We start from the raw sequence: 26,234 nt of genomic DNA on the forward strand, positions 1-26,234 counted from the left end.
CTTACTTTTTGAGGCGGACCCCGGCTAGCTGCGCCACACCGGCCAGCGTGGTCTGGGCCGCGTTCAGACCGAGCAGGAAGTCCTTGTCGGAATAGTTGGCATAGACGTCGGTCGGCTGGTGCCAGTTGGGGTTCCAGCCGGCGCCGATTTGCTGGCCGCGCTCATTCTCGCGCAGGGAAATCGACGGCACCAGGTCCATGAACGGTGTCGAGTCGGTATTGGTCATGTGGAAGCCCACGGCGGCCGGGTAGTGGGTCGCGTACTTGTCGTTGGCGGCGCGGAAGGCCCAGGCCAGTCTGGCCGAACCGTCGGCCTGCTTCGATACCGACTGGTATTCGATATTGACGTCCGCTTCCAGCCGCTGTTCCGGCGGCGACACGTAGATGGTCTTGCCATCAGCATCGACCTTGGGGACCGGCATGCCATGGTCGTACATCATCATGTCGTGCTGGATCATGCCCAGCCACTTGGGTTCGGGATACTTGCCGGAGCCCTTGGGCGATTCGATGCCCTGTAAATCCTTGCGCTGCTCGACATACGCAGCGGCGCCATTGAGGCCGGTTTCCTCGTTATTCCACAGAACGAAGCGGATCGAACGGTCCGTCTCCACGCCCGGCATGCTGAAGATGCGCGCCAGCTCCATCACCAGCGCGGTGCCGGAACCGTCGTCGTTGGCAGCTTCGCCAAAGCCGATGCCATCCATGTGGGCGCTGACCAGATACATTTCTTCCGGATGGGTGCTGCCGACCTTGGTGCAGTAGACGTTTTCACGCAGCGACGTGCCAACCGGCGTCTGTTCGGCGTTGAGCGCGCGCAGGCGTTCATCGGGCTGGCGCAGCGGGTCGGTATTCACGCCGGTGGGGATGCGGTTGCCAAACAGCGTGCTGCCGCCCTGGCCTGGCGGGCCGCCGGCGCCGCCGCTGGCAATCCCTGGCGCACGCTTGGGCGCGGGCTCGCCAGGGGCCGGTTGCGTGAACTGGTATTGAAGTCGTTCTGTATTCGAACAGCCGTACGATTTTAACTGCGCTTCAATCCAGTCGAGCGCCTGACGGTTGCGCGCCGTGCCTTGGCGGCGGTCGCCAAACTGCGTCAATCCCTTGATCGTGGCCTTGTACTTGTCCAGCTCCAGCTGCTTGACCAGCGCCGCGATGGGGTCTGCTGGCGCCTGTGCGCAGGCGGTTTGCGCGGTCAATGCCAGGGCCAAGCTCAACCCTAAAACTGCTTTCATGGTGGAGGTCCTTTCGTCTGAAGTGGTCTGCTTATTCTGCAGCAGCCATGGCGTTTTGAATAGCAACTAGTGGAAACGTTTGCATTGTTAAATCGAAAAATAAATTGTAAGAATGAGCACAACTGTTGTCTTTCATATATAATCCTCCTGTCTTTACAACCAGACCACTTTAATACCATGAAAAAAGCTACTCTGATCGGCCGCCTGATCGCGGCAAGCCTGGCTGTTGGCGCAATGAGCGCTGCCCAGGCCGCTGTACCTAGTTTCGACCTGGGCCTGGCGTCCGGCTATAGCGCCTTCTTTTATGGCAATGTCAGCCAGGTGCGCGACGTTGAGGGCCGTCTGGCCGTCGGCGGCAACCTGACGACCTCGGGTTTCTCGTTCGCTTACCGCACCCAGGTGCCGACCAGCCTGCCATCGGTGGTGGTCGGTAAAAACGTCGCGCTGACGGGCGGCACCATCTACGCCAACCCGGGCGCCGGCATCGACACCAACGTCACCATCGGCCCTATCACTGACTACACCAAGAACTGGAACGGTTTTGGCGTCTACGGCGGCACCAACAGCTCGTCGAACTACCTGAGCCTGACCAAGAGCAGCGATATCAACAGCGTGGTCAACTTCGGCGCCGCCAAGACCAGCTTCACCGCCCTGTCCAGCACCTTGGGCAGCGCAGCGGCCAACGGCTCCGTGCAGATCGACGGTAGCGGCACCCACCTGACCGGCAACAACACGTCCGGCCTGCAAGTGTTCAACCTGAGCAGCGGCAATCTGAAAAACCTGGTGCTGAGCAACGTCAAAGCTGGCTCCACCGTGGTGATCAACGTCAGCGGCAGCATCGTGGACTTCACCGGCGGCCAGGACGGCCAGCTGCAGGCACTGCGCGCCAACGTCATCTACAACCTGCTGGATGCGGACGTGGTTAACGTCAACACCTTCGTGTACGGCTCGGTGCTGGCCAACAAGGCCGAACTGCGCGGCGCCGGCCACCTGGAAGGCAACATCATCGCCAACTCGATGAACGGCACGGTGGAAATCGGCTACGAGCCATTCCACGGCTACGTCACCACCCCGGTACCGGAGCCGACCACTTACGCCATGTTGCTGGGCGGTCTGGGTCTGATGGGCGTGGTAGCACGCCGCCGCAAGTCGGCTTAATCAACCCCTCGTTCCACAAAAAAAGCTCCTTCGGGAGCTTTTTTGTTTTACAGGTTCAGAGTGAGGTAAGATTTCCTTGGAGTTGCGCCAAAACAAGAGCGAATAATAAGAACTAGAAATCCGGGGGAGGCACTTGATGTCGTATGAAGTTATTCATGCCTTTGGTGGTACGGCGTATTTTTTGTTCGCGGTACTTTTTTTATGGATCAGCCGTGTGCCGCGGACCAATGCGGGTCCAGGCTGGTGGGCTGCTTCCATTGCGACGGCGCTGGTAGCCCGGATCATCTTATTTTTCTTTTTGCCGTCAGAGCAGCCGGCGCTGGTCATCGCGGTCTATGTCGCGTTCAATGTGCTGGAAAAGCCCTTGCTGCTGACAGGTCTGGTACGGTTTCTGGAGCTCGATACCCGCGTGGTTTATTTCTGGCTGGCGGCCGTGATGGCGGAAGCCTGGATCGCCATTGGCCTGTTAGCTGGCTGGCACGACTTGATACGCGCATCAGTCTATTCCATGGTGAACTCGGGCTTGCTGGCCTGCGCCGCCTGGTTCGCCATCTATCGCATCAGAGACTACCCCAGAGTGCCCATGCGGATTCTGGCAGTTTCCAGCGTGCTCTTGTCCCTGCATTGGCTGACAGGCCCAACGCTCAGCCATTTTTCCGTGGCCTATTTTAAAAACGTGTTTTTAATCGGCACGGTGCTCGTCACGACGCAATACTTTGCCTTGGTGGCCGCAGTGCTGTTGTTGTTCCAGCGCCGCCTGATGGCATCGGAAGCTACAGCACTCGACCTGGCCTTTCATGATCCGCTCACCGGCCTCAATAACAAACGCTACATGAGCACGCTGTTCGAGCAGGCGCTGCTGCTGGCAACCCGGCCGCATCACGTCGTCGCGCTGCTGTATATCGACCTCGACAACTTCAAGCCCATCAACGATACCGCAGGCCATGCGATCGGAGACGAGGTGTTGAAAACGGTTGCCGCCAGACTCAGAGAAAACACGCGCAGCACGGATATCTGCGTACGCATCGGCGGGGATGAGTTTGTCGTCATCTGTACCCAGCTGGACAATGAAGAGCAGGCGCTCGAGATCGGCAACAAGATACTGAAAAAAATCATGGCGGAGATAGAGATCGATGGGCAGCGCTACGCTCTAGGCGCAAGCATCGGGATCGGACTCTATCCTCGCCATGGCGACAACTTGAACGAGCTCATGAAATGCGCCGACAGCGCGATGTACATCGTCAAACGCAATGGCAAAAACAGATGTGGCATTTATCAGGCGTAGGCCGTGCGAAGGTGCAAGACATGCACCCGGCGGCAGGCTTAGCGTCGGCGATAGGACGGAGCGCCATGCGGTCTCGGCGAGTCCAGATGGCGGAACGTGATACGGCCCTTGCTGAGGTCATAGGGCGACAGCTCAAGCGTGACACGATCACCCGCTAAAATGCGGATCGAGTGACGGCGCATCTTACCGGCGGTGTAAGCCACGATAACGTGGCCGTTTTCCAGGCTCACACGGAAGCGGGTATCAGGCAGGATCTCGTTGACGACGCCATTCATTTCAATCAATTCTTCTTTGGCCAATGTGGCTCCTTTGTAGGGGGGATGGGACGACTGCGCTGTATGCGCGTAAAGCACTGGCGCTGGCTCTCGTTCAACAGGAGCGATGACAGGAAAGAATCTGACGGAAATGGCCGATGGCCGAGACAGGAGAGAAACCAGCGTAGCAGCTTAATGAAATACAGCGTCACTATACCGGTGATTTGCCTGATCGCCTAAGCATTTCGCCCAATCTGGGGCGCCGCCTGGCAACGACGCTGCCGGGAATTGATGGGTCAATGGCGATCACCCTACAAGTCCACCGCCATCAACAAGGTATCAGCCATCATATTTTTGGACCCTACCGCTAGTCGAAGCTGCGCCGATGGTGTGATGACTGGTCAAGAATTTGACCCGGTTAAGAGCGTGCCGCGCCGGGTTATCTTTCGTAAATCTAGAGCTAGATCAAAGCGAATCTTCATTGCTATACGTACTCTCGAACTTCCCCAGCTTTTGTTCCAATGCCGCAATCCTGGAGGCATATATAAATGACGACAGCGACTGAGAAACTACGGACAGCTAGACCTGCGACGATACGCACCGCTGATCGGAGTAACAAAGAGTTAAGTGGTGCTCAATGGGCGCAGCGGTTTAAAGGCAGCAAGGATACAAAAGATCTCGCGCCCACATTCCGCAAAGCCGTTGATGCTTTTATCGAGGCAATGACGGCGGCCGGTATCAACGTTCGAATCTCGGCGACCTATCGGCCAGCTCCGCGCTCTTATTTGATGCACTGGTGTTGGCAAATCAAGTACAAGTACGTTGCGCCAGAAGACGTGCCTGCTGCGGCTGGCGTTGATATCAGTTGGGTCCATCCTACTTCCACTGCTTCCATAGAGGCTGCCAAGCAAATGGTACGCGCCTTTGACATGGGTGATTTGAACACGGCGCCAGCCTTGTATTCATTGCACAATGAAGGACGGGCAATTGACATGTCTATTTCGTGGAAAGATACCGTCACCGTCAAGGATGCCGATGGCAAGCTCGTCGAAGTGAAGACGACGCCTCGCTCCGGCATGAATCGTCAGCTAAAAGCCATTGGTGCCAGCTACGGCGTGAAGAAATTTATCGGCGGTGCCAAGGACAAACCGCACTGGTCAGCTACCGGCCGCTAGACGAGGAGGTTACATGATAATGCGAACTATTTTTCTGCTGGCTTTCATCCCCGTGCAGTGTGTTTCGGCGGCCGGACCCTTGCCAAAAGACGTGCAGACTTTTGTGAGAAATGCCGTGGCATGTGAGCACATGGCAGGCGAGTGGGACAGCGAGCTACCTCTAAGTCAGCGCAGGGAAATCACGAGGTCGGTAAAAAAATACTGCGCCCCCGCCAAGCGGCAGCTTCCCGTGTTGACGGAAAAGTATAAGGAAAACTCACACATTCTCAGGACGATTTCCCAACATGCGTACGAATCAGTCAAGAGCTATACCGAAGTCGATGCTTCTCATTGAAATGCATCAGCGCACTTGCCACCCGTCAGCATTGTCAAGCTTGCACAAAGCCGCGTAGAATGCACGGCAACGCGGGTGTAGTTCAATGGTAGAACGGCAGCTTCCCAAGCTTCATACGAGGGTTCGATTCCCTTCACCCGCTCCAGATCCCTGTTCTTATGCGCGCCGTGCCGCTGGTGCCGCTTGCGGTGCGCGCGGCGTCAGATGCACCAGGCTGGCCGACTTGGCTGCGCCCGATTGCGGCGGCAGCTTGAACACTTCCAGTGCCTTTGCCACGGCTTGCGCCTGCAGGTCCAACACGCCGGTGGCGGCTGAGGCTTCTTCCACCATCAAGGCGTTCTGGCGCGTGACTTCGTCCAGCTGGACGATGGCGTCCTTGACCTGATTCACTCCATTGCTCTGCTCGCGCGTGGCGCCGCTGATGTCGCCCATGATGGCGGCCACGCGGCCAATTGCAGCAATCACCGCATCCATGTCCTGGCCGGCTGCGCTGGCCACTTCTGCGCCGCTGGCGATCTTGCCGGCCGAGGTGTCGATCAGGGCTTTGATGTCTTTGGCGGCGGCCGCGCTGCGCTGCGCCAGGTTGCGCACTTCGCTTGCGACCACGGCGAAACCGCGGCCGCTTTCGCCAGCGCGCGCCGCTTCCACTGCGGCGTTCAGCGACAGGATGTTGGTCTGGAAGGCGATGCCGTCGATCAGGCCGATGATGTCGACGATCTGGCGCGACGAGGCGCTGATGTCGTTCATCGCCGCCACCACCTGCGTCACGGCCACACCGGTGCGTTCGGCCAGCGCGGTTGCTTCGCTGGCGACGCCGCTGGCGGCGTTCACATTGTCGGCGGTCTGGCTGACGTTGCCGGTGATCTGGCCCATGTTGGCGGTGGTCTGTTCGAGGTTGGTGGCCTGCGCTTCGGTGCGGGCCGACAGGTCGGCATTGGCTGCGCGCACTTGCGTGGTGGTGCTGCGGCTCAGCGCGAAGTTGGCGCGGATGTCGACCAGGATGGAGGCCAGGTTCAGATTCAGCTGGCGCACAAACGCTTGCAGCTGGCCGATTTCATCGTGGCGGTCGACCGCCATGCGCGTGGTCAGGTCGCCGCCGGCCAGGATGCGCGTGGCAGTAATGCTGGCCTGGATCGGCGCGACGATGGCGTTGTGCAGGTTGAACCAGCTGTACAGGGCCAGCGCCGCCATCAGCAAGGCTTGCAGGTGCAGCCAGCCTTCGGCATACGGCAGTACCGAGTGCAGGCCCATCATCGCCGCCAGCAGCGTCATGCTGCCGAAGCACAGCGCCAGGCGCTGCGACAGGGTGATATTGCGCAGTGCGGTGGTGAATTTGCGGCGGCCACGTGGCGCGGCCGCGCCGCGCAGGATGGTGACGCCGTCCGGGTTCGGGCCTTTGACGGTGCGGTAGAGCTGCTCGGCTTCCTGGATCTGTTCGCGCTTGGGCTTGGTGCAGACCGACATGAAGCCGGTGGTGCGGCCTTTTTCAATCACGGGCGTGGCGTTGGCGATGGCCCAGAAGAAGCCGCCATCCTTGCCGTCGTATTTGACCAGGCCGCGCCATGGCTGGCCGGACAGCACGGTGCGCCACATGTCGGCATCCACCTGCGGCGGCATGTCGGCGTGGTACAGCGTGTTTTGCATGCGCCCGCGCAGTTCCTCGTCCGCGTAGCCGCTGGCCTCGAGGAAGGTGGAGTTGGCGTAGGTGAGACGGCCCTTCAGGTCAGTGGTGGTGACGATGGGCTTGCCGTCTTCCAGTACGGTCTCGCGGCTAACTGCATGGGGTGTGCTGCGCATGTGCAAATCCTGTCCATATTGTTACATAAGGTGGTCTGCATACTAACAGATTCAAGTCTCAAATAATTTCTCAATAGTATGCTTTTTGCACGAACGCAACGAACTGGCGCTATTGTCAGCTTTTACCCGGCATGGACTTGATTAAATTGTCGCGGACCTTGACCACGGCTTTTTGCACCTGTGGAAATTCTTCCTTGGTCAGGCCGGTGGCTTCGCGCAGATTCATTTGCAGCGCGCTTTCACGCAGCGCCCGGCCAGCCGGGGTCAGGCCGACCCGCACCTGGCGCTCGTCGGCCACATCGCGCGCGCGGTGGACGTAGCCCATTGCTTCGAGCTTTTTCAGGATTGGCGTCAGCGTGTTCGATTCCAGGAACAGCTTTTCGCCCAGGCCGCTCACGGTCTGGTTGTCTTCCTCCCACAAGGCAATGATGGCGATGTACTGGGTGTACGTCAGGCCCAGCTTGTCGAGGATGGGTTTATACGCTTTGCCAAAGGCCAGGTTGGCCGAGTAGACGGCAAAGCACAGGAAATCCGCCAGTTGCGGGGTAGTGGGTTGGCTCATGATGCACCTCCTAAGTCGATGGAAGGATTATATATCGGATGCGATTTAATCGAAAGTGCTTGACATGCTTTAAAACGCTGGTAAGATTAAACGCATCCGCTTCAATCGAATACGATTTAAAAACCACCAAGGAGTCTTACCATGAGCAACGTTCTGTACACCGGCAAAACCCACACCACCGGCGGCCGCGAAGGCGCAGCCCGCAGCAATGATGGCCGTCTGGATATCCAGTTGTCGTCGCCCGGCGGCAGCGGCAATGGCACCAATCCCGAGCAGCTGTTTGCGGCTGGCTGGTCGGCCTGCTTTATTGGCGCCATGGGCCTGGTGGCCGGCAAGATGAAACTGGCGCTGCCGGCCGACCTGTATGTCGATGCGGAAGTCGATCTGAAAAACGATGACAGCGGCTACTTCCTGGCCGCGCGCCTGCATGTCAGCCTGCCTGGTCTGGATAGCGGCATGGCGCGCGCCATCGTTGACGGCGCGCACCAGGCTTGCCCGTACTCCAAGCTGACGCGCAATAACATCGACGTCGAGATCCATCTCATCTGAACGGAGGCGCATCATCATGAACACTACCCAACGCAACGTCTTCGCCGCAACCGCATTGACGCTTGCTGCCTTGTTCGGCGCCAGCCCGTCGCAGGCCGCAGCGCCAGCTACCTTCAACACCATCAAGCAGATTAATGCGGGCGACCTCAATGTCGGCTATGTCGATGAAGGCCCGGCGAATGGCCCGGTGGTGATCCTGCTGCATGGCTGGCCCTACGACATCAACAGCTTTGTCGATGTGGTGCCCAAGCTGACCAGGCAGGGCTACCGCGTGATCGTGCCGCATCTGCGCGGTTATGGCACGACGCGCTTCCTTGATGCGCAAGCGCCGCGCAACGGCGAGCCCGCAGCATTGGCGGCCGACGTCATCGCGCTCATGGATGCGCTGAAGATCGACCAGGCCACGCTGGCCGGCTATGACTGGGGCGCACGCACGGCCGATATCGTGGCCGCGCTGTGGCCGCAGCGTGTGAAGGGACTGGTGTCGGTGAGCGGTTATTTGATCGGCAGCCAGGAAGCGGGCAAGCAGCCCTTGGCGCCGGAGGCGGAATTGCAGTGGTGGTACCAGTTCTACTTTGCGACCGAGCGTGGCCGCATCGGCTATGAAAAGAACCACCGCGATTTCGCCAAATTGATCTGGAAGCTGGCATCGCCGCAGTGGAACTTTGACGATGCCACTTATGCGCGCAGTGCGGTGTCGCTGGACAATCCGGACCACGCTGCAGTCGCGGTGTCCAACTACCGCTGGCGCCTGGGCCTGGAGAAGAGCGAGGCGAAGTATGAGGCGCTGGAAGCGGCGCTGGCCAAATTCCCGAGTATCAGCGTGCCGACCATCACGATGGAAGGCGATGCCAATGGTGCGCCGCACCCGGAGCCAGCAGCCTACGCCAAGCGCTTCACCGGCAAATACAAGCACCAGCTGATTGCCGGTGGCGTTGGCCACAACCTGCCGCAAGAAGCACCGGAGGCTTTTGCGCAGGCTGTGATCGACGTCGGCCAGCTTTAACGCACGAACAGGGCGATCAGGATGACGATGGGCAGCGGAATGCCAAGCAGCAGCAGTAAGATCGAGCGCATATTGTTCTCCTTGTGTTAAATGGTGCGGTGGGTAATCAGCACACGGGCGTGGTCGCGGTTGCGGCCACCTGCAATCGCGGCGACGGCGGCGATGAAGGCGCCGAGCAGCAGGGCGACAAACATCCACAGTGCCGAATGGGCGGCTGCTTTACGGGCTTCTTCCGCTGCGGCTTGTGCCTTGGCTTTGGCTTCGTTGGCAGCTTGCGTGGCCTGGGCGTAGATCAGGTCAATACGCTGTTCGGCTTCCGCTTGCGACAGGCCGGTGCGCTTGGCGATGAGCTGCGCCAGGTAGGTACGGTCCTCGCCGCTGATTTTGCCTGTCGCCAGATCGGTCAGCAGGATGCGGTTGACTTCCGTACGCTGCGATTCCGTGGCGATCTCGCCGTTCGGCGAGCGCAGTACCATGTCGGCAAAGTAGGTGTTGGAACGGCCCGCTGCAGAGGCGCCTGCGGCGGCAGCGGCAGGTGCAGCGGCGGTGGCCACGGCCGCGCCGCTGTCAATCGCTCCGCTCAGCACCGCGCGGGCGCCGCCGGCCAGCACGGCCACCGTCACCAGCGTTGCTACTGCCCATGCCAGCAGGCCGTGGGCGGTATCGCGGAAATACACTTCGTCCGTATGCACGCTGGCCCACTTGACGCGCAGGCGGCCAGCCATGTAGCCGCCGATGCCGGCAGCAGCCAGCTGCGTGAAGGCGATCCACGCGATGCTGGCGGGACCCAGCGGTGTTGCGTTGTACTGATACGGCGAGATCGACGACAGCCCAAGGCCGACGCCCAGTATCAGCAGGATGAAGGACAGTGCAGCAGCAGCGGCAGCGCCAGCGAGAATGGCGCCCCACGAGACGCCGGAGGCGAAACCGTCGCCGTCAGCCGTGTTAGCGACTGTTGCGCTCGCGTGTAAAGGTTGTGTTTGCATGATGGCTCCTTTTTGTTTGTGTCCTCATCATGCGCTGTCGCTGGCACGCAGTATGTTCGTGCCCGAACATATCCGACTATACTGTGGCCCTCTTTTACGCAAGGCAAACGCATGCATTCAATCGGCCCGCAACAACGCTTGTCCACGCGTCTGGCTTTCCTGGCCGCCGGCCTAGGCGATCTTGCGTTCGCCCTGGCGCAGCAGGTGCTCCACCATCGCGCGGTGGTCAGGCAGGTCAGCCAGCGCGCGCTGCGATACCTGTTCGATCATGGCGAATTCCTTGCGGGCTTCGTCCATGCGCGGCAGCGTCTTGGCGTTGGCGTACAGCGTGGTCGGATACTCCATCCCGTACAGCACATACTGCCAGCTTGATGGCGGGTACATCTCATAATCCACCACGAAGTCCATACGGTGCGGCGCGCGCTGGCGCCACATGGCCAGCTTGTCTTGCAGCGAGTCCGGCACGCTGGCCATGTCGGCGTTGTCGGTCCAGAAGGCGTGGTCCTTGCGCTGCGTGAGGCAGTAGTGCAGCTTGACGAAATCAACGATGCGCTCATAGCGCGCCTTCATCATCTCATTGAACGTTTTGGCGACAGGCGCGAAGTCGCCGTCGTGCGGGAACAGATAGCTGACCAGATAAGCCGCCGTTTCAATCAGCCCGATGCCGGACGATTCCAGCGGCTCCAGGAAGCCACCCGACAGGCCGACCGCCACGCAGTTTTTAACCCAGTGCTGTTCGCGGTAGCCCACATTGAGCTTGAGCTGGCGCGGATTGAGGCCGTCGGCTGCCTTGCCGATGTAGTTGCGCAGCACCTGCTCGGCGCGCGTGTCGTCCGTATGGCGGCTGGAATAGACGTAGCCGATGCCACGCCGGTGGTGCAGGCCGATGTCCCAGGTCCATCCCGCTTCGTGCGCGGTGGCGATGGTGTAGGACGGGATGGGCGCATCCGGGCGCTCATACGGCACTTGCATGGCCAGCGCGCGGTCGACAAACAGCACGTCGTTGATGTTGCGGAATTTGCTGCCCAGCGCCTCGCCGATCAGCGCCGCGCGGAAGCCGGTGCAGTCGATGTACAGGTCGGCCGTCAGCATGCCGGCTTCTTTGGTGTGGACGGCGCCGATGGCGCCATCCGCATCCAGCGCCACACGTTCCACCGTCGCCTGCACATGCCGCACGCCCAGCGATTGTGCGTGCGTGGAGAGCAGGGCGGCGAATTTGCCGGCGTCGAAGTGATAGGCGTAGTTGAGCGGCCCCATGAAGTCGGCGTCGCCGGGACGCTTGGGCGCGCGCGCTGCATCGGCCACGCGCTTTTGCATGGTGGCTGCGGCGGCAAAGCCCACGTCCGGTCCCGCCGCGCCTTGCAGCCAGTAGGGCAGCAGCTCAATACCACCCGCACGCTGGCTGGGCAGGCTGAATGGATGGAAGTAGTGGTCGGCGCCCGCTGCACCCGGCTCACGCACCCAGTGGTTGAAGCGTATGCCTTGCTTGAAGGTGCCGTTGCATTCGCGGACGAAGCGCGCTTCATCAATGCCGATGGTGGCCAGCGTGCCGCGGATCGATGGGAAAGTGCCTTCGCCAACGCCGATGATGCCGATTTCCTTCGATTCCACCAGTGTGATCTGCACGGCGCCCTCAGCACCGGCGCCTAGCTGTTTGGCAAGAAAGGCGGCGGTCAGCCAGCCGGCGGTGCCGCCGCCAACGATCAGAACATTTTTTACGCCTTGATTTGGTAACGTTTTCATATCGATTTGTCTCCGTAGAACAGCCGGTGCAGCGCATGGAAAATGCCGAAGATACAACGCGACTACAATTTTTAATTTGACATCGGCGAATTGAATTATGTACTATGAAATCGATTTCACAAATACAGAAAACGATTTCAGTTAAATTGAAAACGTTTTCAAGCAACATGAAATCGCTTTCTAAGATAAATGGTAGCACCGCCCCCTTCCCCCTCGGCGATCGCTACGCAAAAGGAGACTTATGAACGTCCACGTACCGCAGTCCGGGAAGCGCTTGCTGCTGTCCCCAATTTCGATGGCCATCCTCGCCCTGGTGGCCGGCACCAATGTCGCCCATGCAGCAGAACCAGCGGATGCCCAGGCCGCAGCGGTGGCTGAACAGGCGACGCCTGCAGATGCAAGCAAGATCACCGAGGTGTACGTCACCGCCACCAAGCGTTCCACCTCGCTGCAGAAAACCCCTGTCGCCGTGACTGCGCTGAACTCGGCGGCACTGGACGACAACCATGTGCAGACGATTCAGGACGTGGTCAATCTGGTGCCGGGCTTCTCGGCGACCGGCCAGGGCGATCATGGCGTCATCACCATGACCATGCGCGGCATCGGCAACGACTCTGCCAAGACCGAATACGCCGACCCGGAAGTGGCGACCTTCGTGGACGGTATCTATTCGCCGCGCCCGGAAGGCGCCACCGCGCTGCTGTTCGACCTGGAAGCGATTGAAGTGCTGCGTGGCCCGCAAGGCACGCTGTGGGGCCGTAACTCGACCGTCGGTGCGGTCAACATGCAGACCGTGAAACCGGAAATCGGCAGCAATGCCGGCAGCTTCGAGCTGGGTTACGGCAACTACACGCGCCTGGGTGCACGCGGCGCGTTCAATATCCCGATCAACGACACCATGGCTTTGCGCGTGGCGGTGGTGCACGAGCAGCATGATGGCTACGTGGCCTATCAGCAGCCGTCCTTGCCGACGCTGGCGCAGCAGCACGCGGCTGCCGATCCAGTCATCGCCGCATGGAACACTGCGCATCCGGGCAACCCGATCGGCTTCCAGCCGCTGAACCAGAACCTGTATGTGCAGGGCGGTCCAAAGTACAACGCACAGGACCAGAGCGCGGCGCGTCTGAGCTTCCTGTGGCAGCCATCGGCCAACCTGAAGTGGAATATCTCGTACGAGCACTATGCTGACCGCGGCACGCCGAACATGAACCTGCTGCAGCAGCAGCGTCCAGGCCAGGACTTCTGGTCGGCGCTGATCGATACCGCGCCGAGCGTCAAACGTGATTCACATTCGGTGCGCAGCCGCGTTGACTACCAGATCAATAACGATGTGGCGCTGGCCTATATCGCTGGCTACTCGCGCTTCAATGGTTCCTCGACCTTCGACCAGGATGGCGGCGCCAATCCGGCGACCAGCTTCACCACGGCCGGCGCGGGCAGCTCCGGCTATCAGGCCAACAACACCGTCTGGTCCAAGTACAAGAACTACAGCCATGAGCTGGAGATCATGTCGACCGGTAAGCGCGATGTTGACTGGCTGCTTGGCCTGTACTACGCCAATGAAGACAACGGCATCCGCTTCGACATTCCGATCATGAACGGCACCGAGCAGGGCACGGTGAGCTGGCAGGGTTCCTTCATCCAGCCTAAGGAAACCGTCGATTCGACGGCCGCCTTCGGCCAGGCGACCTGGAACGCCAACGATCAATTGCACCTGACTGGCGGCTTCCGTTACACCTCTGACGAGCGTAAGAACATCGGCGGCACCAACAACGGCTGGAGCAATCTGGATGCACCGCAGATTCCGGTGAACCCGTCGATGAATCCACTCGGCGGCGGCACCGGCTTCTCCACCTACCAGCACAACGACGGCGTCTACAAGGACCACAAGCTGACTGGCCTGGCGCGTGTCAGCTACGACATCGACAAGAACAATATGGTGTTCGCGTCGGTATCGACCGGCTATAAATCGGGCGGCCTGCAGGACGGCGGCGTGCCTTACGGTTCCGAGAGCCTGACCAACTACGAGATCGGTTCGAAATCCACCTTCCTCGGCGGCGCGGTCCGCATGAACAACTCGGCGTACTACGAGAAGTTCAAGGACTTCCAGTTCAGCGCTCCGGTGACGTATGCCGACGGCACGCGCGGTCTGGCGACCAGCAATGCGGAAGGCGCCAGGATCTGGGGTCTGGAGACCGAGATCGCTGCCAAGATCACGCGCGAGGACCGCGTGCAGTTCACCGCCGCGTACACCAACGCCAAGCTGAAACACCTGGTCGGTGGCTCCAACGACTACGTGCTGCCTGCCTGCACGGCGCCGGGCATCACCAACCCTTGCCTGGACGTGAGCGGCAACACCATGCCGCACTCGCCGAAGTTCAGCGCGCAGCTGATGTACCAGCATAGCTTCGCGCTGGTCGACGGTACGCTGATCCCGCGCATCAGCGCCCACTACGAAACCGCCAGCTGGCTGAGCGTGTTCAATCTGGGCGAACCGGATCGTCAGAAGTCTTACACCCGTACCGATCTGGGTCTGCGTTACGACGCCAACGCCAAATGGTACTTCGACGCCTTCATCCGCAATGCGGAAGACGCGAAGATCAAGACCAGCGCCATGAACGCCAACGGTCCATGGCAGGCGCAGTATCTGCCACCGCGCACCTTCGGCATCAACGTGGGCCGCAGCTTCTAAGGTTCTTCATGTATTGTTGTGGTCTTGTAGCCCCCTGCGCCCTCCAAGGCCGGGGGGCTTTTTTTGGGGACGCGATCTAAACGGCTCTAATTGGCACTATTCGGGTCTGATTCAATCTAAAAAATGGTGTTGGCCATCTAAAAAAGTCTAAAAAAAACAAGCGAAAGTCTAATCAAATCGATTTTTATGAGACTGAAATCTAAAACCCTCTGTGATTCTGTTCTTTTAATAAATCTTTAGACTGATTTAGGCAAGGTGCGAGCTGTTTATTAAGGCGCTTCCTGTAGTCATCAGCTCGTACCCAGTTGTCTTCTCCCGGAAAACGTAGCCAGACAAAGCGCCATGCATTGCGTCCTTTTGCATGTCGGTTTGCGAACTGTGATGGCGTCAGCTGTTCTCCGTCGTCGGAGCGAATATGATCGCCTGCTACCTTGGAGAATTCGATGGTGTGCTGATAGCAGGTTCGTAAGTTGGTTCCATCCGGTAGGAAAATATTTTTCCATTGGAAGCCGCGTATTGCGGGTCCATTTTTTTGCAGCGCAAGCCGTTCTGTTTCAATCGATAGCCATCGATGAACAAGCTCCGCCACAAAGGCATCTGGTTTGACGCCAGGCCTGGTATTCATCAAATGATATTCAAGCTCCATGAAATCACCGAGCGGCAGATTTATGGGCAACTGCGGTTCGTATGCCATGATGTCGTCCTCTCTAAAAAAGCTTATAAGTTGGACCACAGAACTGGAATGTAGTTCGCTTTAGACTTTCATCCCAAAAAAATCGAGAGGTTTAGACTTTGGAGTGAGCTTTATCGATGGTTTTAGACTCACGTGCATCGTTTTTAGAGCGTATTAGATCGGTCTAGTGTCAATTAGTCTGAATCAGATTGACCGACGATTTTAGTCCTCCCGCTCCCTGCTCTCTAATAGAAGTCGTTTATGTCATACTCGGCGGATTCGCCTTTCGCTGAGGTCTTGATGCCAGTCCTGAGTACCGTCCTTGCTGCTGCCCTTGTCGCCGTGCCGCCCTGCGCGGAACCGCCTGCCGATCCTGCCAACACCTACGATGCTGCGCACACTTACGGGAAGCTGGTGCGCGACTATCCGTCGATACGCATTGCGGGCGATGCCTTGCCGGAGGGCGTGAGCAAGCTGGCGGACCAGGTCTATGCGCAATATGGTGCGCGCTGCATGAAGCTGGATGTCTATGCGCCCGCTGGCGAGCGCTTGCCGGTGGTAGTGCTGGTGCATGGCGGCGGCTGGAAGGCGGGTTACCGTTCGGAGTTCGTGCCGATGGCGCTGCGGCTGGCGCAGCAGGGTTATGCGGCAGTGACTGTCAGCTATCGCCTGTCTGGCGAGGCGCGCTATCCGGCTGCCGTGCAGGACGTGCAGGCCGCCGTGCGCTGGGTGCGCGCGCATGCGGCGCAACTGCATATCGATCCGCAGCGGATTGCGCTCGCAGGCGGCTCGGCGGGCGGGCAACTGGCGACGCTGGCCGGCGTGACGGGCGAGGGCGTAAAAGCCATCGTCAACATCGACGGCCTGTCCGACTTCACCAGCGAACTGGCACGCCAATACGAAGACGACCCAAACAAAAATCCCTCCTCGGCCGGCGCCTGGTTCGGAGGCCGCTATGCGGAGAAGGCCGCGCTGTGGCGCGAGGCCTCGCCGATCCAGTACGTACGTGCCGGCATGCCGCCCATCCTGTTCATCGTCAGCGGCCAGCCGCGCTTCTCGGCCGGGCGCGAGGAGATGATGGCGAAGATGACGCAGGCAGGCGTGGCCAGCGACAAGGTCATCCTGCCGGACACGCCGCATTCCTTCTGGTTGTTCGATCCGTGGCTGCAGCCGACAGTTGATGCGAGTGTGGCTTTCCTGCGGCAGCATATGCCTTAGCCCATGCTAGTATTTATCCATGCGGATGACGATCTCATTCTTGGTGGCTTTGGCCCTCGGCGCATCCGCGCCGCAGCAGGGCTATGCAGCAGAACTGGTAGCGGTCGGCGCGACCTTCAGCCATATCTTTGAGCGCGACGCGAACGGCCAGTGGCAAGGCCTGGGTGTCGATGCGCTGCGTGCACTGGCCGCACGCGCCGGCGACACCGTGAGTTTCAAACTTTATCCATGGCCGCGCGCGCAGGCCATGGTGGAACGGGGACAGGCCGATATCCTGATCGGCCCTTACAAATCGCCGGAGCGCGCCGCGCGCTTTTCATTCCTGGACCATGCGTTTTACCGCGACCGCATGGTGTTCTACATGCGCCGCGAAGACGACCAGCCCTGGCATGGCGACTTCGCCCCGCTCAAGGCCCGGCGCATCGCCACTGTACGCGGCTGGCATTACGGCACCCAGTTCGACCAGGCCCGCGCGCAGCTGGAGATCAGCGAGGTATCACAATTGGAAAACGGCTTGCAGATGCTGGCGCGTGGCCGCGTTGACCTGCTGGCCACCAATGAACGCAACAGCACAAGCCTGATTGACAGCCTGCGCCTGGCCGACGCGCTGGTGCCGCTGTGCCCCGATATCACGCAGCTGGATGGCTATTTCGCCTTCCCGCGCGACGCTAAATACGCAACGTTGCGAGATCGTTACAACGTTTTGTTCACCGAAATGGTACGCTCTGGGGAGCTGGCGCGTTTGGGCGCCCGTAACGGCGTGCTGGTGCCGTCGGGCGATGGCGCTGCCAGGACGTCCGCCTGCGCGGATAAACACAAGTCACCATGATGAAGATATCCTCGTTACGCTTATCCCTGTTGGCAGTCTGCGGTTGGTGCGCGCTACCGGCATGGGCGCAGCAGCCGGCCAGGTTTGCGCCGATCCCGGTCACCTCCATCTTCCGTCCCGTGCAGCCGAATGGCACGGCGGATGATGCGCTGGCCAGCGGCCGTGTGGTGGCCGGCAGCTATGCGCCGGCCGCGCATGCCAGCAAGCGTTGGCGCATCGCCTTTCTGTTCCCGCACATGAAAGACCCGTACTGGAGCGGCTGCGCCTATGGCGTCATCAGCGAAGCGCGCCGCCTTGGCATCGTGGCCGATATCCTGCCCGCCAGCGGCTACGACGACCTGCAGGGCCAGTTGCACAAGATGGATGAGGCCATCGCCGGCAAGTACGACGCCATTGTGATTTCGCCGATCAGCATGACGGCCAATAACCCTTCCATCGTGCGCGCCAAGGCGGCCGGCATCCCGGTGCTGGAACTGGCCAACGACAGCCGCAGCGACGATCTGCAGCTGAAAGTGACCACCTCGCTGCGCGGCATGGGCCAGGAGGCGACGCGCTGGGTGGTGCGCGATGCGCAGCAGCGCGGCCTCAAATCCATCAACATTGCCTTGCTGCCCGGCCCCATGGGCGCCGGCTGGGTGAAGGGCGAGGTGGATGGCACGCGTATCGCCGCGCAAGAAGCCGCGATCGAAGTCAATATCCTGGACATCCGCTATGGCGACAGCGAACGCGGTTTGCAGTCGCAACTGACGGGCCGCATCCTGGCCAAGCATGGCAAGCGCCTGGACTACATTATCGGCTGCACGGGCTGCGCGCCGGCGGCGCTGGGGCCGATCAAGGCGGCAGGGCTGGGCGACAAGATCCGGGTCGTCGCCTATGACCTGACCGATGAAATCGCGCATCTCATCCGCAGCAAGGAAATCTACGCGGCGGCCGATACCAAGGGCGTGAGCCAGGCGCGCGTGGCGATCAATGCGGCCGTCAACCTGCTGGAAGGGCGCGGCAAGGAACAGCCGCACACCATCCTGGTCAAGCTGGGCATGCTGGACCAGCAGAACTACAGCAGCTATCCGTTTGATACCTCGGTGGCGCCGGAAAACTACAAGGTGGTGCTGTCCTACGAACCCGGCAAGGATTGAGCGTACCGTACGCCTGTACAATCCCATCTTGCGTTACCCTATGCGCAGGCAGAGATGAGGAGGTGGTCATGACACCGGAACACGACAGGCGCCAGACGCGGCCGCGAACGTCGGATACTGCGGGCTGGCATTCCTACGATTTTATTGTGCGGCAGGCGTTGCAGGTGCAGCGCGATGTCGGCACGCCTGGCGCGGTCGAGCTGCTGCAGAATATGGGGCTCAATCCGCAGGTCATTGCGCGCGTGCTGGCGCCCGAGCGCCGCGTCCGCGAAGAGGATTTACGCTCGCTCACTGGCGAAGCCTGATTGCATGCAGGCTTTCAGCTCAGGCACATGGCGCTCGCTCACGGTGAGCTGCGCACCGCAGCTGAGTGACAGCAGATAGCGGCCGGCGCCCAACGAGGACAGGCGCTGGAGCTGGTCGCGTCTGACGATGGTGGTGCGGTGCACGCGCAGGAAGATGTCCGGCTGCAGCCGCTGTTCCAGGCGGCTTAGCGGTACACGATGCAGCACGGTGCGTTCCGCCAGATGCAGCTCCACATAATTTCCCGCTGACTGCAGCCACAAAATATCGTCCATCCGGATCTTCTCGATCTGCCCCACTGAACGTACGCTGAGCGTGTCCGCATAGTGCGTGTGCGTGGCGGCGGCATAGTCGCGCAAGGCATCGCGGTAGCCATCGCTGCTGCGGTAGGCCAGCATGGCGGCCGCGCGCACCAGGGTGTGCGCCAGGCGCTGGTCGTCGATGGGTTTGAGCAGGTAGTCGAGCGCGTGGACTTCAAACGCGTCCACCGCGTGCACGTTGTAGGCGGTGACGAAGACGATCAGCGGCGGCGCGGCCAGCCTGCCCAGCTCCTGTGCCAGCGTCAGCCCGCTTTCCTTGGGCATCTGGATATCGAGGAACACCACATCCACCGGCTGCTGCGCCAGCGCATGGCGCGCGGCGGCAGCGCTGTCGCATTCGGCCGCCAGCTGCCAGCCCGGATGGGCGGCCAACGCGTAACGCAGGTTGACGCGGCCTGGCGCTTCATCGTCAACGATGATGTAGCTGATGGGTTCCATGGGCAGCGAGTATAGCAGGCGCCCTGATGGCGCCTGCATCGCCGCGTCACACGGATGCCGGCTTTCGTCCCACTTATTCCTGGTGGTGGAAGGGCGCGAACCAGGTCACCAGGAAGGATGGAATGGTGGCCGCCATCACCAGCCAGAAGTAGTGCACATAACCCAGCAGCTGCTGCAGGTGTCCGCTGACCACGCCCGTCACCATCATGCACAGGCCCATGAGGCCCGTGCCGAAGGCGTAGTGGGTGGTGGTGTATTTGCCGGGCGCCAGCTGCTGCATCAGATAGATCATGAAGCCCACCGAGCCAAAGCCGAAGAAGAACTTTTCAATCGCCACGCCGGCGCAGATAACCACCAGGTTGTCCGGCTGGTAGATGCTCATGAGCAGAAAGGTGACGTTGGGGATGTTGACCGCGCAGCACAGCGTGAACAGGGTTTTCTGCAAGCCGCGGCGCGCGACAAAGATGCCGCCCAGCAGAGAGCCCAGCAGCACGGCGATCAGGCCGTAGGTGCCATAGATCAGGCCCAGCATCTCGTTGGACAGGCCGAGGCCACCCTTGGCCACCGGATCGACCATGAAGAAGGGACCGATCTTCTCCAGCAGGCCGATACTGAGGCGGAACACAAACGCAAAGCCCACCATGAGCCACACATCGCGCTTCTGGAAGAAGGTGATGAAGGAATCCCGCAGGATGAAGGCGGCTTCCGCCACCGACTTCGGCGCATTTTCCGCCTTGGCGCCTTCCGGCATCACGCGCAGATGCCACAGCGCGGTGACGATGGTGATGCCGGCCACGATGAAGAAGATGATGCGCCACGAATCGATCCACTCTGGTCCGAACACGCCTGCCTGATGATGGAAGTAGTGCGTATGCAGCCAGCCGCTCAGGTACACCATGCCGCCCGAGGCCACAATCGGACCGATGTTCCAGCTCAGGCTCTGGATGCCGCAGAACAGCGACTGCGTTTTGCTGTCCAGCGCCGTGACGTAGACGCCGTCGGAGGCGATGTCCTGTGTGGCGCCGACCAGCGACAGCACGCCAAACAGGAACACCATGATGACCATGTAGTCCGGCAGTGACATCGCCAGCGCCACGGCGGCAAACCCCACGCCGACGATGAGCTGCGCGCACAGCACGAAGAATTTCTTGGTGCGGTACATTTCGACAAACGGCGCGAACAGCGGCTTGATGGTGTAGGCCAGGATCAGGTAACTGGCGTACTGCGCGGCCTGGCCGTTGTCCATGCCGAGGTTCTTGAACATGATGGAGGTGACGCTGGTCAGCATCATGTAGGTGAGCGCCATGGCGAAGTAGCCGCTCGGCACCCACAGCATGGGCGTGCCACGCTGGAACATGGCGCGCAACAGCGATGGCGCGGGTGCCGGATGGGTCGTCGGCGCGGGCTGCTGCACGGACTGCGCAGCGGATGGTGCGGTGGTCATGTTTGTCGTCCTCGTTATTCTCGGTTGGTCACCGGCTCTGCGGCCAGTTTAAACGGGAACCGCCGGCACAGGGCCGGCGGCGGTACTGCGGTTGCGTTGCTCAGGCAGCGTGCGCCGTGTTCAGCGCCTGCGGACGCTGTTGGATCAGATAGTCGCGATACCACAGGGCGCTGTGTTTCAGCGTGCGCTGTTGCGTGGCGTAATCCACGTGCACAATGCCGAAGCGCTTGGCATAGCCAGAGTTCCATTCAAAATTATCCAGCAGGCTCCAGAGGAAATAACCCTGCACGTTCACGCCTTGCAGGCGGGCGTCGTTGAGTGCCTTGAGGTGGCGCTTGACGAAATCGATGCGCGCTGCGTCCGGCACTTCGCCCTGAACCACGCTGTCCGGATTGGCCATGCCGTTTTCGGTGATGTAGATGGGCGGCAGTTCATAGGCGGCGTTCAGCTTGAGCAGCAGTTCGGTCAGGCCGTCCGGGAAGATCTCCCAGCCCATGTCGGTCTTGCCCAGTTTGCACTCGGGCTGACGCGGCGGCGTGTCGGTCGAGCAGAAGGCGCGGAAGTAGTAGTTCACGCCGAGGAAGTCGATCTTCTGATGGGCGATGGCCAGGTCGCCGTCCTGCACCACGGGCGCGTTGTCGCCGTGGACCTTGAGCGCCAGTGCCGGGTAGCTGCCTTTGAAGATCGGGTCCATGAACCATTCGACCGAGCGCGCATATTCAAATTCGGCGGCGGCTCGGTCGGCCGCGCTGTCGGTGGCGGCATCGGCGGTCCACTGGTTCAGCACAATGCCCAGCTGCGCCGTGCTGCCAACCTTGCGCATGGCGCTCATGGCCAGGCCGTGCGACAGCACCAGGTGGTGCGATACCTGGATCGACTGTTTCAGGTCCGCCACGCCCGGCGCAAATTGCGCGTTACCATAGCCCAGATTGGCGGTGCACCACGGCTCGTTGTGTGTTGCAATCGTTTTCACGCGATGGCCAAAACGGCGTGCGACTTCGGCGGCATATTCGGCGAAGTGATAGGCGGTGGCGCGGTTCAACCAGCCGCCTTCGTCCTGCAGGCCTTGGGGCAGGTCCCAGTGGTACAGCGTGATGTGGGCGGCGATGTTTTTGCCTGCCAGTTCCGTCAGCAGGCGGTCGTAAAAATCCCAGCCGGCTTCGTTCCACGCGCCTTTACCCTGCGGCTGCACACGCGACCACGCCATCGAGAAGCGGTAGGCGTCCACGCCCAGGCTGGCCATGATGGCGACGTCTTCCGGGTAGCGGTGATAGTGGTCGCAGGCGATGTCGCCGTTGCTGCCGTCAATCACGTTGCCGGGCGTGTGGCTGAAGGTATCCCAGATCGATGGACCCTTGCCGTCGGCGGTGGCGCCGCCTTCAATCTGAAATGCACTGGTGGCGACGCCCCAGGTAAACGAAGGTGGGAATTGCGTGAAATCGGTCATTGTTGTCGTTTTGGTAGGATTAACGGGTGCTGGCAGGGCCATTGCTGCGCTTGAAAACGATTTCAAGCTGGTGTGATGATTAGACCTCAACTGCATCGGGGTGTCAATCGATTTGAAAAAGTGGCCGCCCAAGCCTGATATAATGCCGCCTCAATAAATTTCTCCTGATTTCCCACCATGTCTTCCGATACGCCTAAAGACGGCCCAGCGCGGGCCATGCTGTACGACCCGACCGAACACCGCATCCGTAGTTTCGTCACCCGTGCCGGCCGCCTGTCGACCGCGCAGGCGCGTTCGCTGGAGGAACTGGGACCGAAGTTCCTGATTGAGTACACCAAGGCGCCGCTGGATTACCAGCAGGCGTTTGGGCGCAAGGCGCCAGTGGTGCTGGAGATCGGCTTTGGCATGGGCGGCACCACCGCGCACATCGCGGGGGTGATGCCGGAGAAGGACTTCATCGGCGTGGAAGTGCATACGCCGGGCGTGGGCAGTCTGCTCAAGCTGATCGGCGAGCAGAATCTGAGCAACCTCAAAGCGATCCAGCACGATGCGGTGGAAGTGCTGAACCACATGATCCCGGATGGCTCGCTGCATGGCGTGCATATCTACTTCCCTGACCCGTGGCACAAGGCACGCCACAACAAGCGCCGTCTGATTCAGGCGCCGTTCGTGAAGCATCTGGTGCAGAAGCTGGCGCCGGGCGGCTACATCCATCTGGCGACCGACTGGGAAGACTACGCGGTGCAGATGCTGGAAGTGATGAGTGCAGAAGAGGGCCTGCAGAATACGGCCGATGGCTATGCACCGCAGCCGGCTTATCGTCCGCTGACCAAGTTTGAAAACCGCGGCCTCAAGCTGGGCCACGGCGTGTGGGATCTGGTGTTCACCAAGAAGTAAGTCATTCCTGCTGGTGCAGCGCCGCGTTCAGGCGCTGCATCGTCTCATCCGGCGTCGCGTTGGTACACCACAGGCGGCGTTCGGAGCCTCGCGGTTCATCCTTGTAAATCACGTCCGAGAATTTTCCCACGCGGTCGCGGCCGGGAATGTCGACCCACGCCAGCATGCAGGCGGGTTTGTCATTGGCCTGCAGTAGCACCAGCTGCTGCTTGGCGGGCGTGTTGCGGAAGGCGTAGGGAATGTTGGCGGTGCTGAGTGCGGCGCTGATCCGGGCGATGGCCGGGCCTTGCGGCACGCCGCGCTGCATGTAGTGCTGTGGCGGACGGTCGTTGTAGTGGATCAGCAATGGCTCGGCGGCCGTTGCCGCCCCGGCCAGCGAGATCAGCGCGCTCAGCGCGGTGACGGCGCGCACGGTGGCACGGCGGGGCAGGCGCGCGTTCATTTCTGCAGCGGTTCCACGTCCAGCACCACCGCGTATTGCAGGCGCTTGTCCTGCCACAGCGCGCCGCCGCGCACTTGCGCATCGGTGGTGCTGAGCTGGCCCGCAACTTCCTTCTTGCGCAGCAGCTCGCGGAACTTGATGGCCGCCTTCTGCGGCAGATAGCCCACCATGCGGCTGTCGATAAATACGGCAACCGCCTCGTTTTCGTAGGCGTTGTGGTCATCCGGCATCAGCGTCGCCACGTAGGGCGCTGCAGCGGCACCGTCGCCATGATCGCCGGCCAGCGCCTTCAGCGTCGGCTGGTAGCGCGACTCCGTCATCACCTCGACCATGAAGCGGCCGCCGTCGGACCAGTGCAGCGCGGGGGCGCTGTCCGGCAGCTTGGGCTCATACGGCACGCCGGTCGGCAGTGGCAAAGGCTTGGGCTGGTTAGGATTGGTCTTGATGATGGCATACACCACCGCCGCCGTGGCGAAGATGATGAGCAGGGAAATAAGCAGCTGCATGGCGTCTGGTGTTATACAAAGGCCGACATCTTAACGCATGTCCCTGGACTGATAGACGATTTTGCCGCCCACCATGGTCTGCAGCACCTTGATGTTGGCGATGTCCTCGGCCGGGATGGTGAAGAAATTGCGGTCCAGGACAATCAGGTCGGCCAGCTTGCCCACTTCCAGCGAACCGGTTTGGGTTTCCTGGCGCAGCGTGTAGGCGGCATTGAGCGTGATCGCGCGCAGCGCGGCGGCGCGCGGCAGGCCTGGCTGCCCGGTCAACGTGCCCCCGTACTCCTTGCCCGCATCCGGCGCGGCAGTGCGGGTGACGCCGACTTTGAGCGCGAACCATTCGTCGAGTGGATCGACCGGCCAGTCACTGCCATAGGCGATGCGCGCGCCGGCGTTGAGCAGCAGCGCCTGCGGCTCCACCAGCGCGTAGCGGCGCGGTCCCATAAAGTCCTTGAGCGCGCCGAGCGTGTCCGGCGCCGGCTTGCCCCACTGGAAGGACAGTACCGGCGTGACGTCCAGCTGGGCAAAGCGTTTGTAGTCGGCCGGGTCAACGATTTCGTCGTGCGCCAGCGCAGGGCGTACGTGCTTGCCCTCCGGCGTGGCGCGCAGGTCGGCGATGGCGTCCAGCGATTCGCGCACGGCGCGGTCGCCGTCAACGTGGATGTGCGGATCGATGTGCGCGCGGGCCAGTTCCTTGAGCGTGGTGCGCAGCGCTTCCGGCGCGAAGTAGCTTGCCGGGCCGTTGCTGCTGCCGGGCTGCCAGTCCGGCTTCTCGGGTGTGCCCTTGTTGACGAGGTAAGGTTCAATCATGGCGCCCGTGAAGGCGGGCGCGGAGATCACGCCATCCATGAACAGCTTGGCGTGGCGTACCTGCATCGATGGCGCCACCTTGATCGGTCCCTGGTCGAACTGCTTTTGCTGCTTGAGCAGTTCGGCCACCGCACTTTGCGGCGTCGCGCCTTTGTCCAGATCGATCAGCACGGCGAAGTGCGCGCGTGCCGTCAGCTTGCCCTGCTGGTGCAGGTTGGCGAAGGCGGTCATGGTTTCCGGATCGGTGTAGGCGTCGAGGAAGCTGGTGATGCCTTGCTGACGCATGGCCGCCAGTGCGGCTTTGGATGCGGCCAGGTTTTCCGCCACCGTCAGCGGCGGCAGCAGGTTCATCGCCATATCCTGCGCGGCGTCTTCCAGCAGCCCGGTGGCGTTGCCCTTGTCGTCGCGTGTAATCTTGCCGCCTGGCGGGTCTTGCGTATCGCGCTCTATTTTGGCCAGCTTGATGCCTTTGCTGTTCAGCAGCGCCGAGTGGCCGAAGGACGAACGCACGATGATGGGGCGTCCGGTCTTGAGCGCATCCAGCGTGGCGGCGGTGGTTTCCACGCCGTCCGGCTGCATGCCTTGCTGGAACCAGTTCACCACGATCAGCCAGCGATCCGGCCCTGACTTTTTATCGTTGTCGAGGCAAGCCTGGATGCGCGACTGGAATTGCGTCATTGTCAGCGACTCGTAATTCAGGCTGCAATTGAGCAGGCGGCTGCCGCCGGATTGCGGATGCATATGGCCGTCGATCAGGCCAGGCATCAGCATGCGGCCTTGCAGGTCGATGACTTCCGTCTTTTTGCCAGTGAGGGCTTTAACGCCATCGTTATCGCCCACATAGACAATGCGGCCAGCGCGCACAGCCAGCGCCTGCTGCACGCTGTCCTTGGCGTCTACCGTGTAGACATAGCCGTTGCGGTAGATGGTGTCGGCCGGCTTGCTGGCGGCGTGGGCCACGGTGGCTGCTGCGATCAGGGCTGCTGCTATGGCGATGCGTTTCAT

24 protein-coding genes and 1 tRNA gene are annotated in these 26,234 nt (G+C 61.0%); 12 read left to right on the forward strand and 13 right to left on the reverse strand.

Annotated features, from left to right (window positions below):
- Nucleotide 1: 1 nt before the first annotated feature.
- Nucleotides 2-1,228 carry a M28 family peptidase gene (locus GTP58_RS15580; RefSeq protein ID WP_161078253.1) on the reverse strand — a complete coding sequence of 409 codons (1,227 nt, stop codon included), beginning with the start codon at nt 1,226-1,228 and terminating at the stop codon, nt 2-4.
- A 177-nt stretch (nt 1,229-1,405) separates the two neighbouring features.
- On the opposite strand from GTP58_RS15580, the gene GTP58_RS15585 reads away from it, so the two are divergent.
- Both GTP58_RS15585 and GTP58_RS15590 read left to right on the forward strand, forming a co-directional pair.
- Entirely contained in the window at nt 1,406-2,386 is a 981-nt protein-coding gene (locus GTP58_RS15585; protein ID WP_161078254.1) for a choice-of-anchor A family protein, read from the forward strand.
- A gap of 136 nt (nt 2,387-2,522) precedes the next feature.
- Nucleotides 2,523-3,671, forward strand: coding sequence for a diguanylate cyclase (locus tag GTP58_RS15590; protein ID WP_229215604.1), 1,149 nt, complete (start codon nt 2,523-2,525; stop codon nt 3,669-3,671).
- Between the two features lie 38 nt (nt 3,672-3,709).
- Here the strand turns inward: GTP58_RS15590 and infA are convergent, their stop codons facing one another.
- Nucleotides 3,710-3,970 (reverse strand): translation initiation factor IF-1, encoded by a 261-nt coding sequence (gene infA, locus GTP58_RS15595; RefSeq protein WP_161078256.1) that lies wholly within the window; start codon nt 3,968-3,970, stop codon nt 3,710-3,712.
- Nucleotides 3,971-4,473: 503 nt separating this feature from the next.
- Here infA and GTP58_RS15600 point away from each other — a divergent pair.
- Both GTP58_RS15600 and GTP58_RS15605 read left to right on the forward strand, forming a co-directional pair.
- The gene (locus tag GTP58_RS15600) at nt 4,474-5,100 is read left to right on the forward strand and encodes a hypothetical protein (protein WP_202413732.1); all 627 of its coding nucleotides are present in this window, start codon (nt 4,474-4,476) and stop codon (nt 5,098-5,100) included.
- Between the two features lie 405 nt (nt 5,101-5,505).
- Nucleotides 5,506-5,579 (forward strand) — tRNA-Gly (locus GTP58_RS15605).
- 11 nt (nt 5,580-5,590) lie between these two features.
- Here GTP58_RS15605 and GTP58_RS15610 read toward each other — a convergent pair.
- Both GTP58_RS15610 and GTP58_RS15615 read right to left on the reverse strand, forming a co-directional pair.
- The gene (locus tag GTP58_RS15610) at nt 5,591-7,231 is read right to left on the reverse strand and encodes a methyl-accepting chemotaxis protein (RefSeq protein WP_161078257.1); all 1,641 of its coding nucleotides are present in this window, start codon (nt 7,229-7,231) and stop codon (nt 5,591-5,593) included.
- Nucleotides 7,232-7,346: 115 nt separating this feature from the next.
- Nucleotides 7,347-7,793 carry a MarR family winged helix-turn-helix transcriptional regulator gene (locus GTP58_RS15615; protein ID WP_161078258.1) on the reverse strand — a complete coding sequence of 149 codons (447 nt, stop codon included), beginning with the start codon at nt 7,791-7,793 and terminating at the stop codon, nt 7,347-7,349.
- A 141-nt stretch (nt 7,794-7,934) separates the two neighbouring features.
- Here GTP58_RS15615 and GTP58_RS15620 point away from each other — a divergent pair, with 141 nt between their 5' ends.
- Both GTP58_RS15620 and GTP58_RS15625 read left to right on the forward strand, forming a co-directional pair.
- Nucleotides 7,935-8,342, forward strand: a complete 408-nt coding sequence (locus tag GTP58_RS15620; protein ID WP_161078259.1) for an organic hydroperoxide resistance protein — start codon at nt 7,935-7,937, stop codon at nt 8,340-8,342.
- A gap of 16 nt (nt 8,343-8,358) precedes the next feature.
- Complete coding sequence (locus GTP58_RS15625) at nt 8,359-9,348, forward strand: alpha/beta fold hydrolase (protein ID WP_161078260.1); 990 nt, start codon at nt 8,359-8,361, stop codon at nt 9,346-9,348.
- Nucleotides 9,349-9,434: 86 nt separating this feature from the next.
- Here GTP58_RS15625 and GTP58_RS15630 read toward each other — a convergent pair whose 3' ends face one another.
- Nucleotides 9,435-10,334, reverse strand: coding sequence for a hypothetical protein (locus tag GTP58_RS15630; protein ID WP_161078261.1), 900 nt, complete (start codon nt 10,332-10,334; stop codon nt 9,435-9,437).
- 171 nt (nt 10,335-10,505) lie between these two features.
- Nucleotides 10,506-12,077, reverse strand: coding sequence for a tryptophan halogenase family protein (locus GTP58_RS15635; protein ID WP_161078262.1), 1,572 nt, complete (start codon nt 12,075-12,077; stop codon nt 10,506-10,508).
- A gap of 241 nt (nt 12,078-12,318) precedes the next feature.
- Here GTP58_RS15635 and GTP58_RS15640 point away from each other — a divergent pair, with 241 nt between their 5' ends.
- Entirely contained in the window at nt 12,319-14,769 is a 2,451-nt protein-coding gene (locus GTP58_RS15640) for a TonB-dependent receptor (protein WP_161078263.1), read from the forward strand.
- Between the two features lie 199 nt (nt 14,770-14,968).
- Here the strand turns inward: GTP58_RS15640 and GTP58_RS15645 are convergent, their stop codons facing one another.
- Nucleotides 14,969-15,463, reverse strand: coding sequence for a hypothetical protein (locus GTP58_RS15645; RefSeq protein ID WP_161078264.1), 495 nt, complete (start codon nt 15,461-15,463; stop codon nt 14,969-14,971).
- 279 nt (nt 15,464-15,742) lie between these two features.
- Between GTP58_RS15645 and GTP58_RS15650 the strand changes: the two genes are divergently transcribed.
- The 4 genes from GTP58_RS15650 to GTP58_RS15665 all read left to right on the forward strand — a co-directional run bounded on the left by GTP58_RS15650 (nt 15,743) and on the right by GTP58_RS15665 (nt 18,930).
- Entirely contained in the window at nt 15,743-16,660 is a 918-nt protein-coding gene (locus tag GTP58_RS15650; RefSeq protein ID WP_229215605.1) for an alpha/beta hydrolase, read from the forward strand.
- Nucleotides 16,661-16,703: 43 nt separating this feature from the next.
- Complete coding sequence (locus GTP58_RS15655; protein WP_161078265.1) at nt 16,704-17,489, forward strand: transporter substrate-binding domain-containing protein; 786 nt, start codon at nt 16,704-16,706, stop codon at nt 17,487-17,489.
- The gene (gene torT, locus GTP58_RS15660) at nt 17,486-18,625 is read left to right on the forward strand and encodes a TMAO reductase system periplasmic protein TorT (RefSeq protein ID WP_161078266.1); all 1,140 of its coding nucleotides are present in this window, start codon (nt 17,486-17,488) and stop codon (nt 18,623-18,625) included. The genes GTP58_RS15655 and torT overlap by 4 nt, the downstream gene beginning before the upstream one ends.
- 68 nt (nt 18,626-18,693) lie before the next feature.
- The gene (locus GTP58_RS15665; RefSeq protein ID WP_072785740.1) at nt 18,694-18,930 is read left to right on the forward strand and encodes a hypothetical protein; all 237 of its coding nucleotides are present in this window, start codon (nt 18,694-18,696) and stop codon (nt 18,928-18,930) included.
- Here GTP58_RS15665 and GTP58_RS15670 read toward each other — a convergent pair.
- From GTP58_RS15670 to GTP58_RS15680, 3 genes are all read right to left on the reverse strand, one after another.
- A complete protein-coding gene (locus tag GTP58_RS15670; RefSeq protein ID WP_161078267.1) occupies nt 18,904-19,686 on the reverse strand; it encodes a LytTR family DNA-binding domain-containing protein in 783 nt (260 codons plus the stop codon). The two genes, GTP58_RS15665 and GTP58_RS15670, sit on opposite strands and share 27 nt — an antisense overlap.
- Before the next feature lie 73 nt (nt 19,687-19,759).
- Complete coding sequence (locus GTP58_RS15675; protein ID WP_229215606.1) at nt 19,760-21,130, reverse strand: MFS transporter; 1,371 nt, start codon at nt 21,128-21,130, stop codon at nt 19,760-19,762.
- A 100-nt stretch (nt 21,131-21,230) separates the two neighbouring features.
- Nucleotides 21,231-22,577, reverse strand: coding sequence for a GH1 family beta-glucosidase (locus tag GTP58_RS15680; protein ID WP_161078268.1), 1,347 nt, complete (start codon nt 22,575-22,577; stop codon nt 21,231-21,233).
- A 216-nt stretch (nt 22,578-22,793) separates the two neighbouring features.
- Between GTP58_RS15680 and trmB the strand changes: the two genes are divergently transcribed.
- A complete protein-coding gene (gene trmB, locus GTP58_RS15685) occupies nt 22,794-23,474 on the forward strand; it encodes a tRNA (guanosine(46)-N7)-methyltransferase TrmB (RefSeq protein WP_161078893.1) in 681 nt (226 codons plus the stop codon).
- A gap of 1 nt (nt 23,475) precedes the next feature.
- Here the strand turns inward: trmB and GTP58_RS15690 are convergent, their stop codons facing one another.
- Genes GTP58_RS15690 through GTP58_RS15700 form a run of 3 tightly spaced genes read right to left on the reverse strand, consistent with a single transcriptional unit; the run spans nt 23,476 to nt 26,234 of the window.
- Complete coding sequence (locus GTP58_RS15690) at nt 23,476-23,916, reverse strand: hypothetical protein (RefSeq protein WP_161078269.1); 441 nt, start codon at nt 23,914-23,916, stop codon at nt 23,476-23,478.
- Nucleotides 23,913-24,422, reverse strand: coding sequence for a hypothetical protein (locus GTP58_RS15695; RefSeq protein ID WP_161078270.1), 510 nt, complete (start codon nt 24,420-24,422; stop codon nt 23,913-23,915). The genes GTP58_RS15690 and GTP58_RS15695 overlap by 4 nt, the downstream gene beginning before the upstream one ends.
- A 30-nt stretch (nt 24,423-24,452) precedes the next feature.
- On the reverse strand, nt 24,453-26,234 hold the full coding sequence (locus tag GTP58_RS15700; RefSeq protein ID WP_161078271.1) for an amidohydrolase: 1,782 nt from the start codon (nt 26,232-26,234) through the stop codon (nt 24,453-24,455).

The sequence above is a fragment of the Duganella sp. CY15W genome, assembly GCF_009857555.1.
GTDB classification, from domain to species: Bacteria; Pseudomonadota; Gammaproteobacteria; order Burkholderiales; family Burkholderiaceae_D; genus Rugamonas; species Rugamonas sacchari.

Excerpts from the sequence above, each read along its gene's own strand:
- GTP58_RS15580 (WP_161078253.1), bottom strand. The coding sequence starts at position 1,228 with ATGAAAGCAGTTTTAGGGTTGAGCTTGGCCCTGGCATTGACCGCGCAA.
- GTP58_RS15585 (WP_161078254.1), top strand. The coding sequence starts at position 1,406 with ATGAAAAAAGCTACTCTGATCGGCCGCCTGATCGCGGCAAGCCTGGCT.
- GTP58_RS15590 (WP_229215604.1), top strand. The coding sequence starts at position 2,523 with ATGTCGTATGAAGTTATTCATGCCTTTGGTGGTACGGCGTATTTTTTG.
- GTP58_RS15600 (WP_202413732.1), top strand. The coding sequence starts at position 4,474 with ATGACGACAGCGACTGAGAAACTACGGACAGCTAGACCTGCGACGATA.
- GTP58_RS15610 (WP_161078257.1), bottom strand. The coding sequence starts at position 7,231 with ATGCGCAGCACACCCCATGCAGTTAGCCGCGAGACCGTACTGGAAGAC.
- GTP58_RS15615 (WP_161078258.1), bottom strand. The coding sequence starts at position 7,793 with ATGAGCCAACCCACTACCCCGCAACTGGCGGATTTCCTGTGCTTTGCC.
- GTP58_RS15620 (WP_161078259.1), top strand. The coding sequence starts at position 7,935 with ATGAGCAACGTTCTGTACACCGGCAAAACCCACACCACCGGCGGCCGC.
- GTP58_RS15625 (WP_161078260.1), top strand. The coding sequence starts at position 8,359 with ATGAACACTACCCAACGCAACGTCTTCGCCGCAACCGCATTGACGCTT.
- GTP58_RS15630 (WP_161078261.1), bottom strand. The coding sequence starts at position 10,334 with ATGCAAACACAACCTTTACACGCGAGCGCAACAGTCGCTAACACGGCT.
- GTP58_RS15635 (WP_161078262.1), bottom strand. The coding sequence starts at position 12,077 with ATGAAAACGTTACCAAATCAAGGCGTAAAAAATGTTCTGATCGTTGGC.
- GTP58_RS15640 (WP_161078263.1), top strand. The coding sequence starts at position 12,319 with ATGAACGTCCACGTACCGCAGTCCGGGAAGCGCTTGCTGCTGTCCCCA.
- GTP58_RS15645 (WP_161078264.1), bottom strand. The coding sequence starts at position 15,463 with ATGGCATACGAACCGCAGTTGCCCATAAATCTGCCGCTCGGTGATTTC.
- GTP58_RS15650 (WP_229215605.1), top strand. The coding sequence starts at position 15,743 with ATGCCAGTCCTGAGTACCGTCCTTGCTGCTGCCCTTGTCGCCGTGCCG.
- torT (WP_161078266.1), top strand. The coding sequence starts at position 17,486 with ATGATGAAGATATCCTCGTTACGCTTATCCCTGTTGGCAGTCTGCGGT.
- GTP58_RS15665 (WP_072785740.1), top strand. The coding sequence starts at position 18,694 with ATGACACCGGAACACGACAGGCGCCAGACGCGGCCGCGAACGTCGGAT.
- GTP58_RS15670 (WP_161078267.1), bottom strand. The coding sequence starts at position 19,686 with ATGGAACCCATCAGCTACATCATCGTTGACGATGAAGCGCCAGGCCGC.
- GTP58_RS15675 (WP_229215606.1), bottom strand. The coding sequence starts at position 21,130 with ATGACCACCGCACCATCCGCTGCGCAGTCCGTGCAGCAGCCCGCGCCG.
- GTP58_RS15680 (WP_161078268.1), bottom strand. The coding sequence starts at position 22,577 with ATGACCGATTTCACGCAATTCCCACCTTCGTTTACCTGGGGCGTCGCC.
- trmB (WP_161078893.1), top strand. The coding sequence starts at position 22,794 with ATGCTGTACGACCCGACCGAACACCGCATCCGTAGTTTCGTCACCCGT.
- GTP58_RS15690 (WP_161078269.1), bottom strand. The coding sequence starts at position 23,916 with ATGAACGCGCGCCTGCCCCGCCGTGCCACCGTGCGCGCCGTCACCGCG.
- GTP58_RS15695 (WP_161078270.1), bottom strand. The coding sequence starts at position 24,422 with ATGCAGCTGCTTATTTCCCTGCTCATCATCTTCGCCACGGCGGCGGTG.
- GTP58_RS15700 (WP_161078271.1), bottom strand. The coding sequence starts at position 26,234 with ATGAAACGCATCGCCATAGCAGCAGCCCTGATCGCAGCAGCCACCGTG.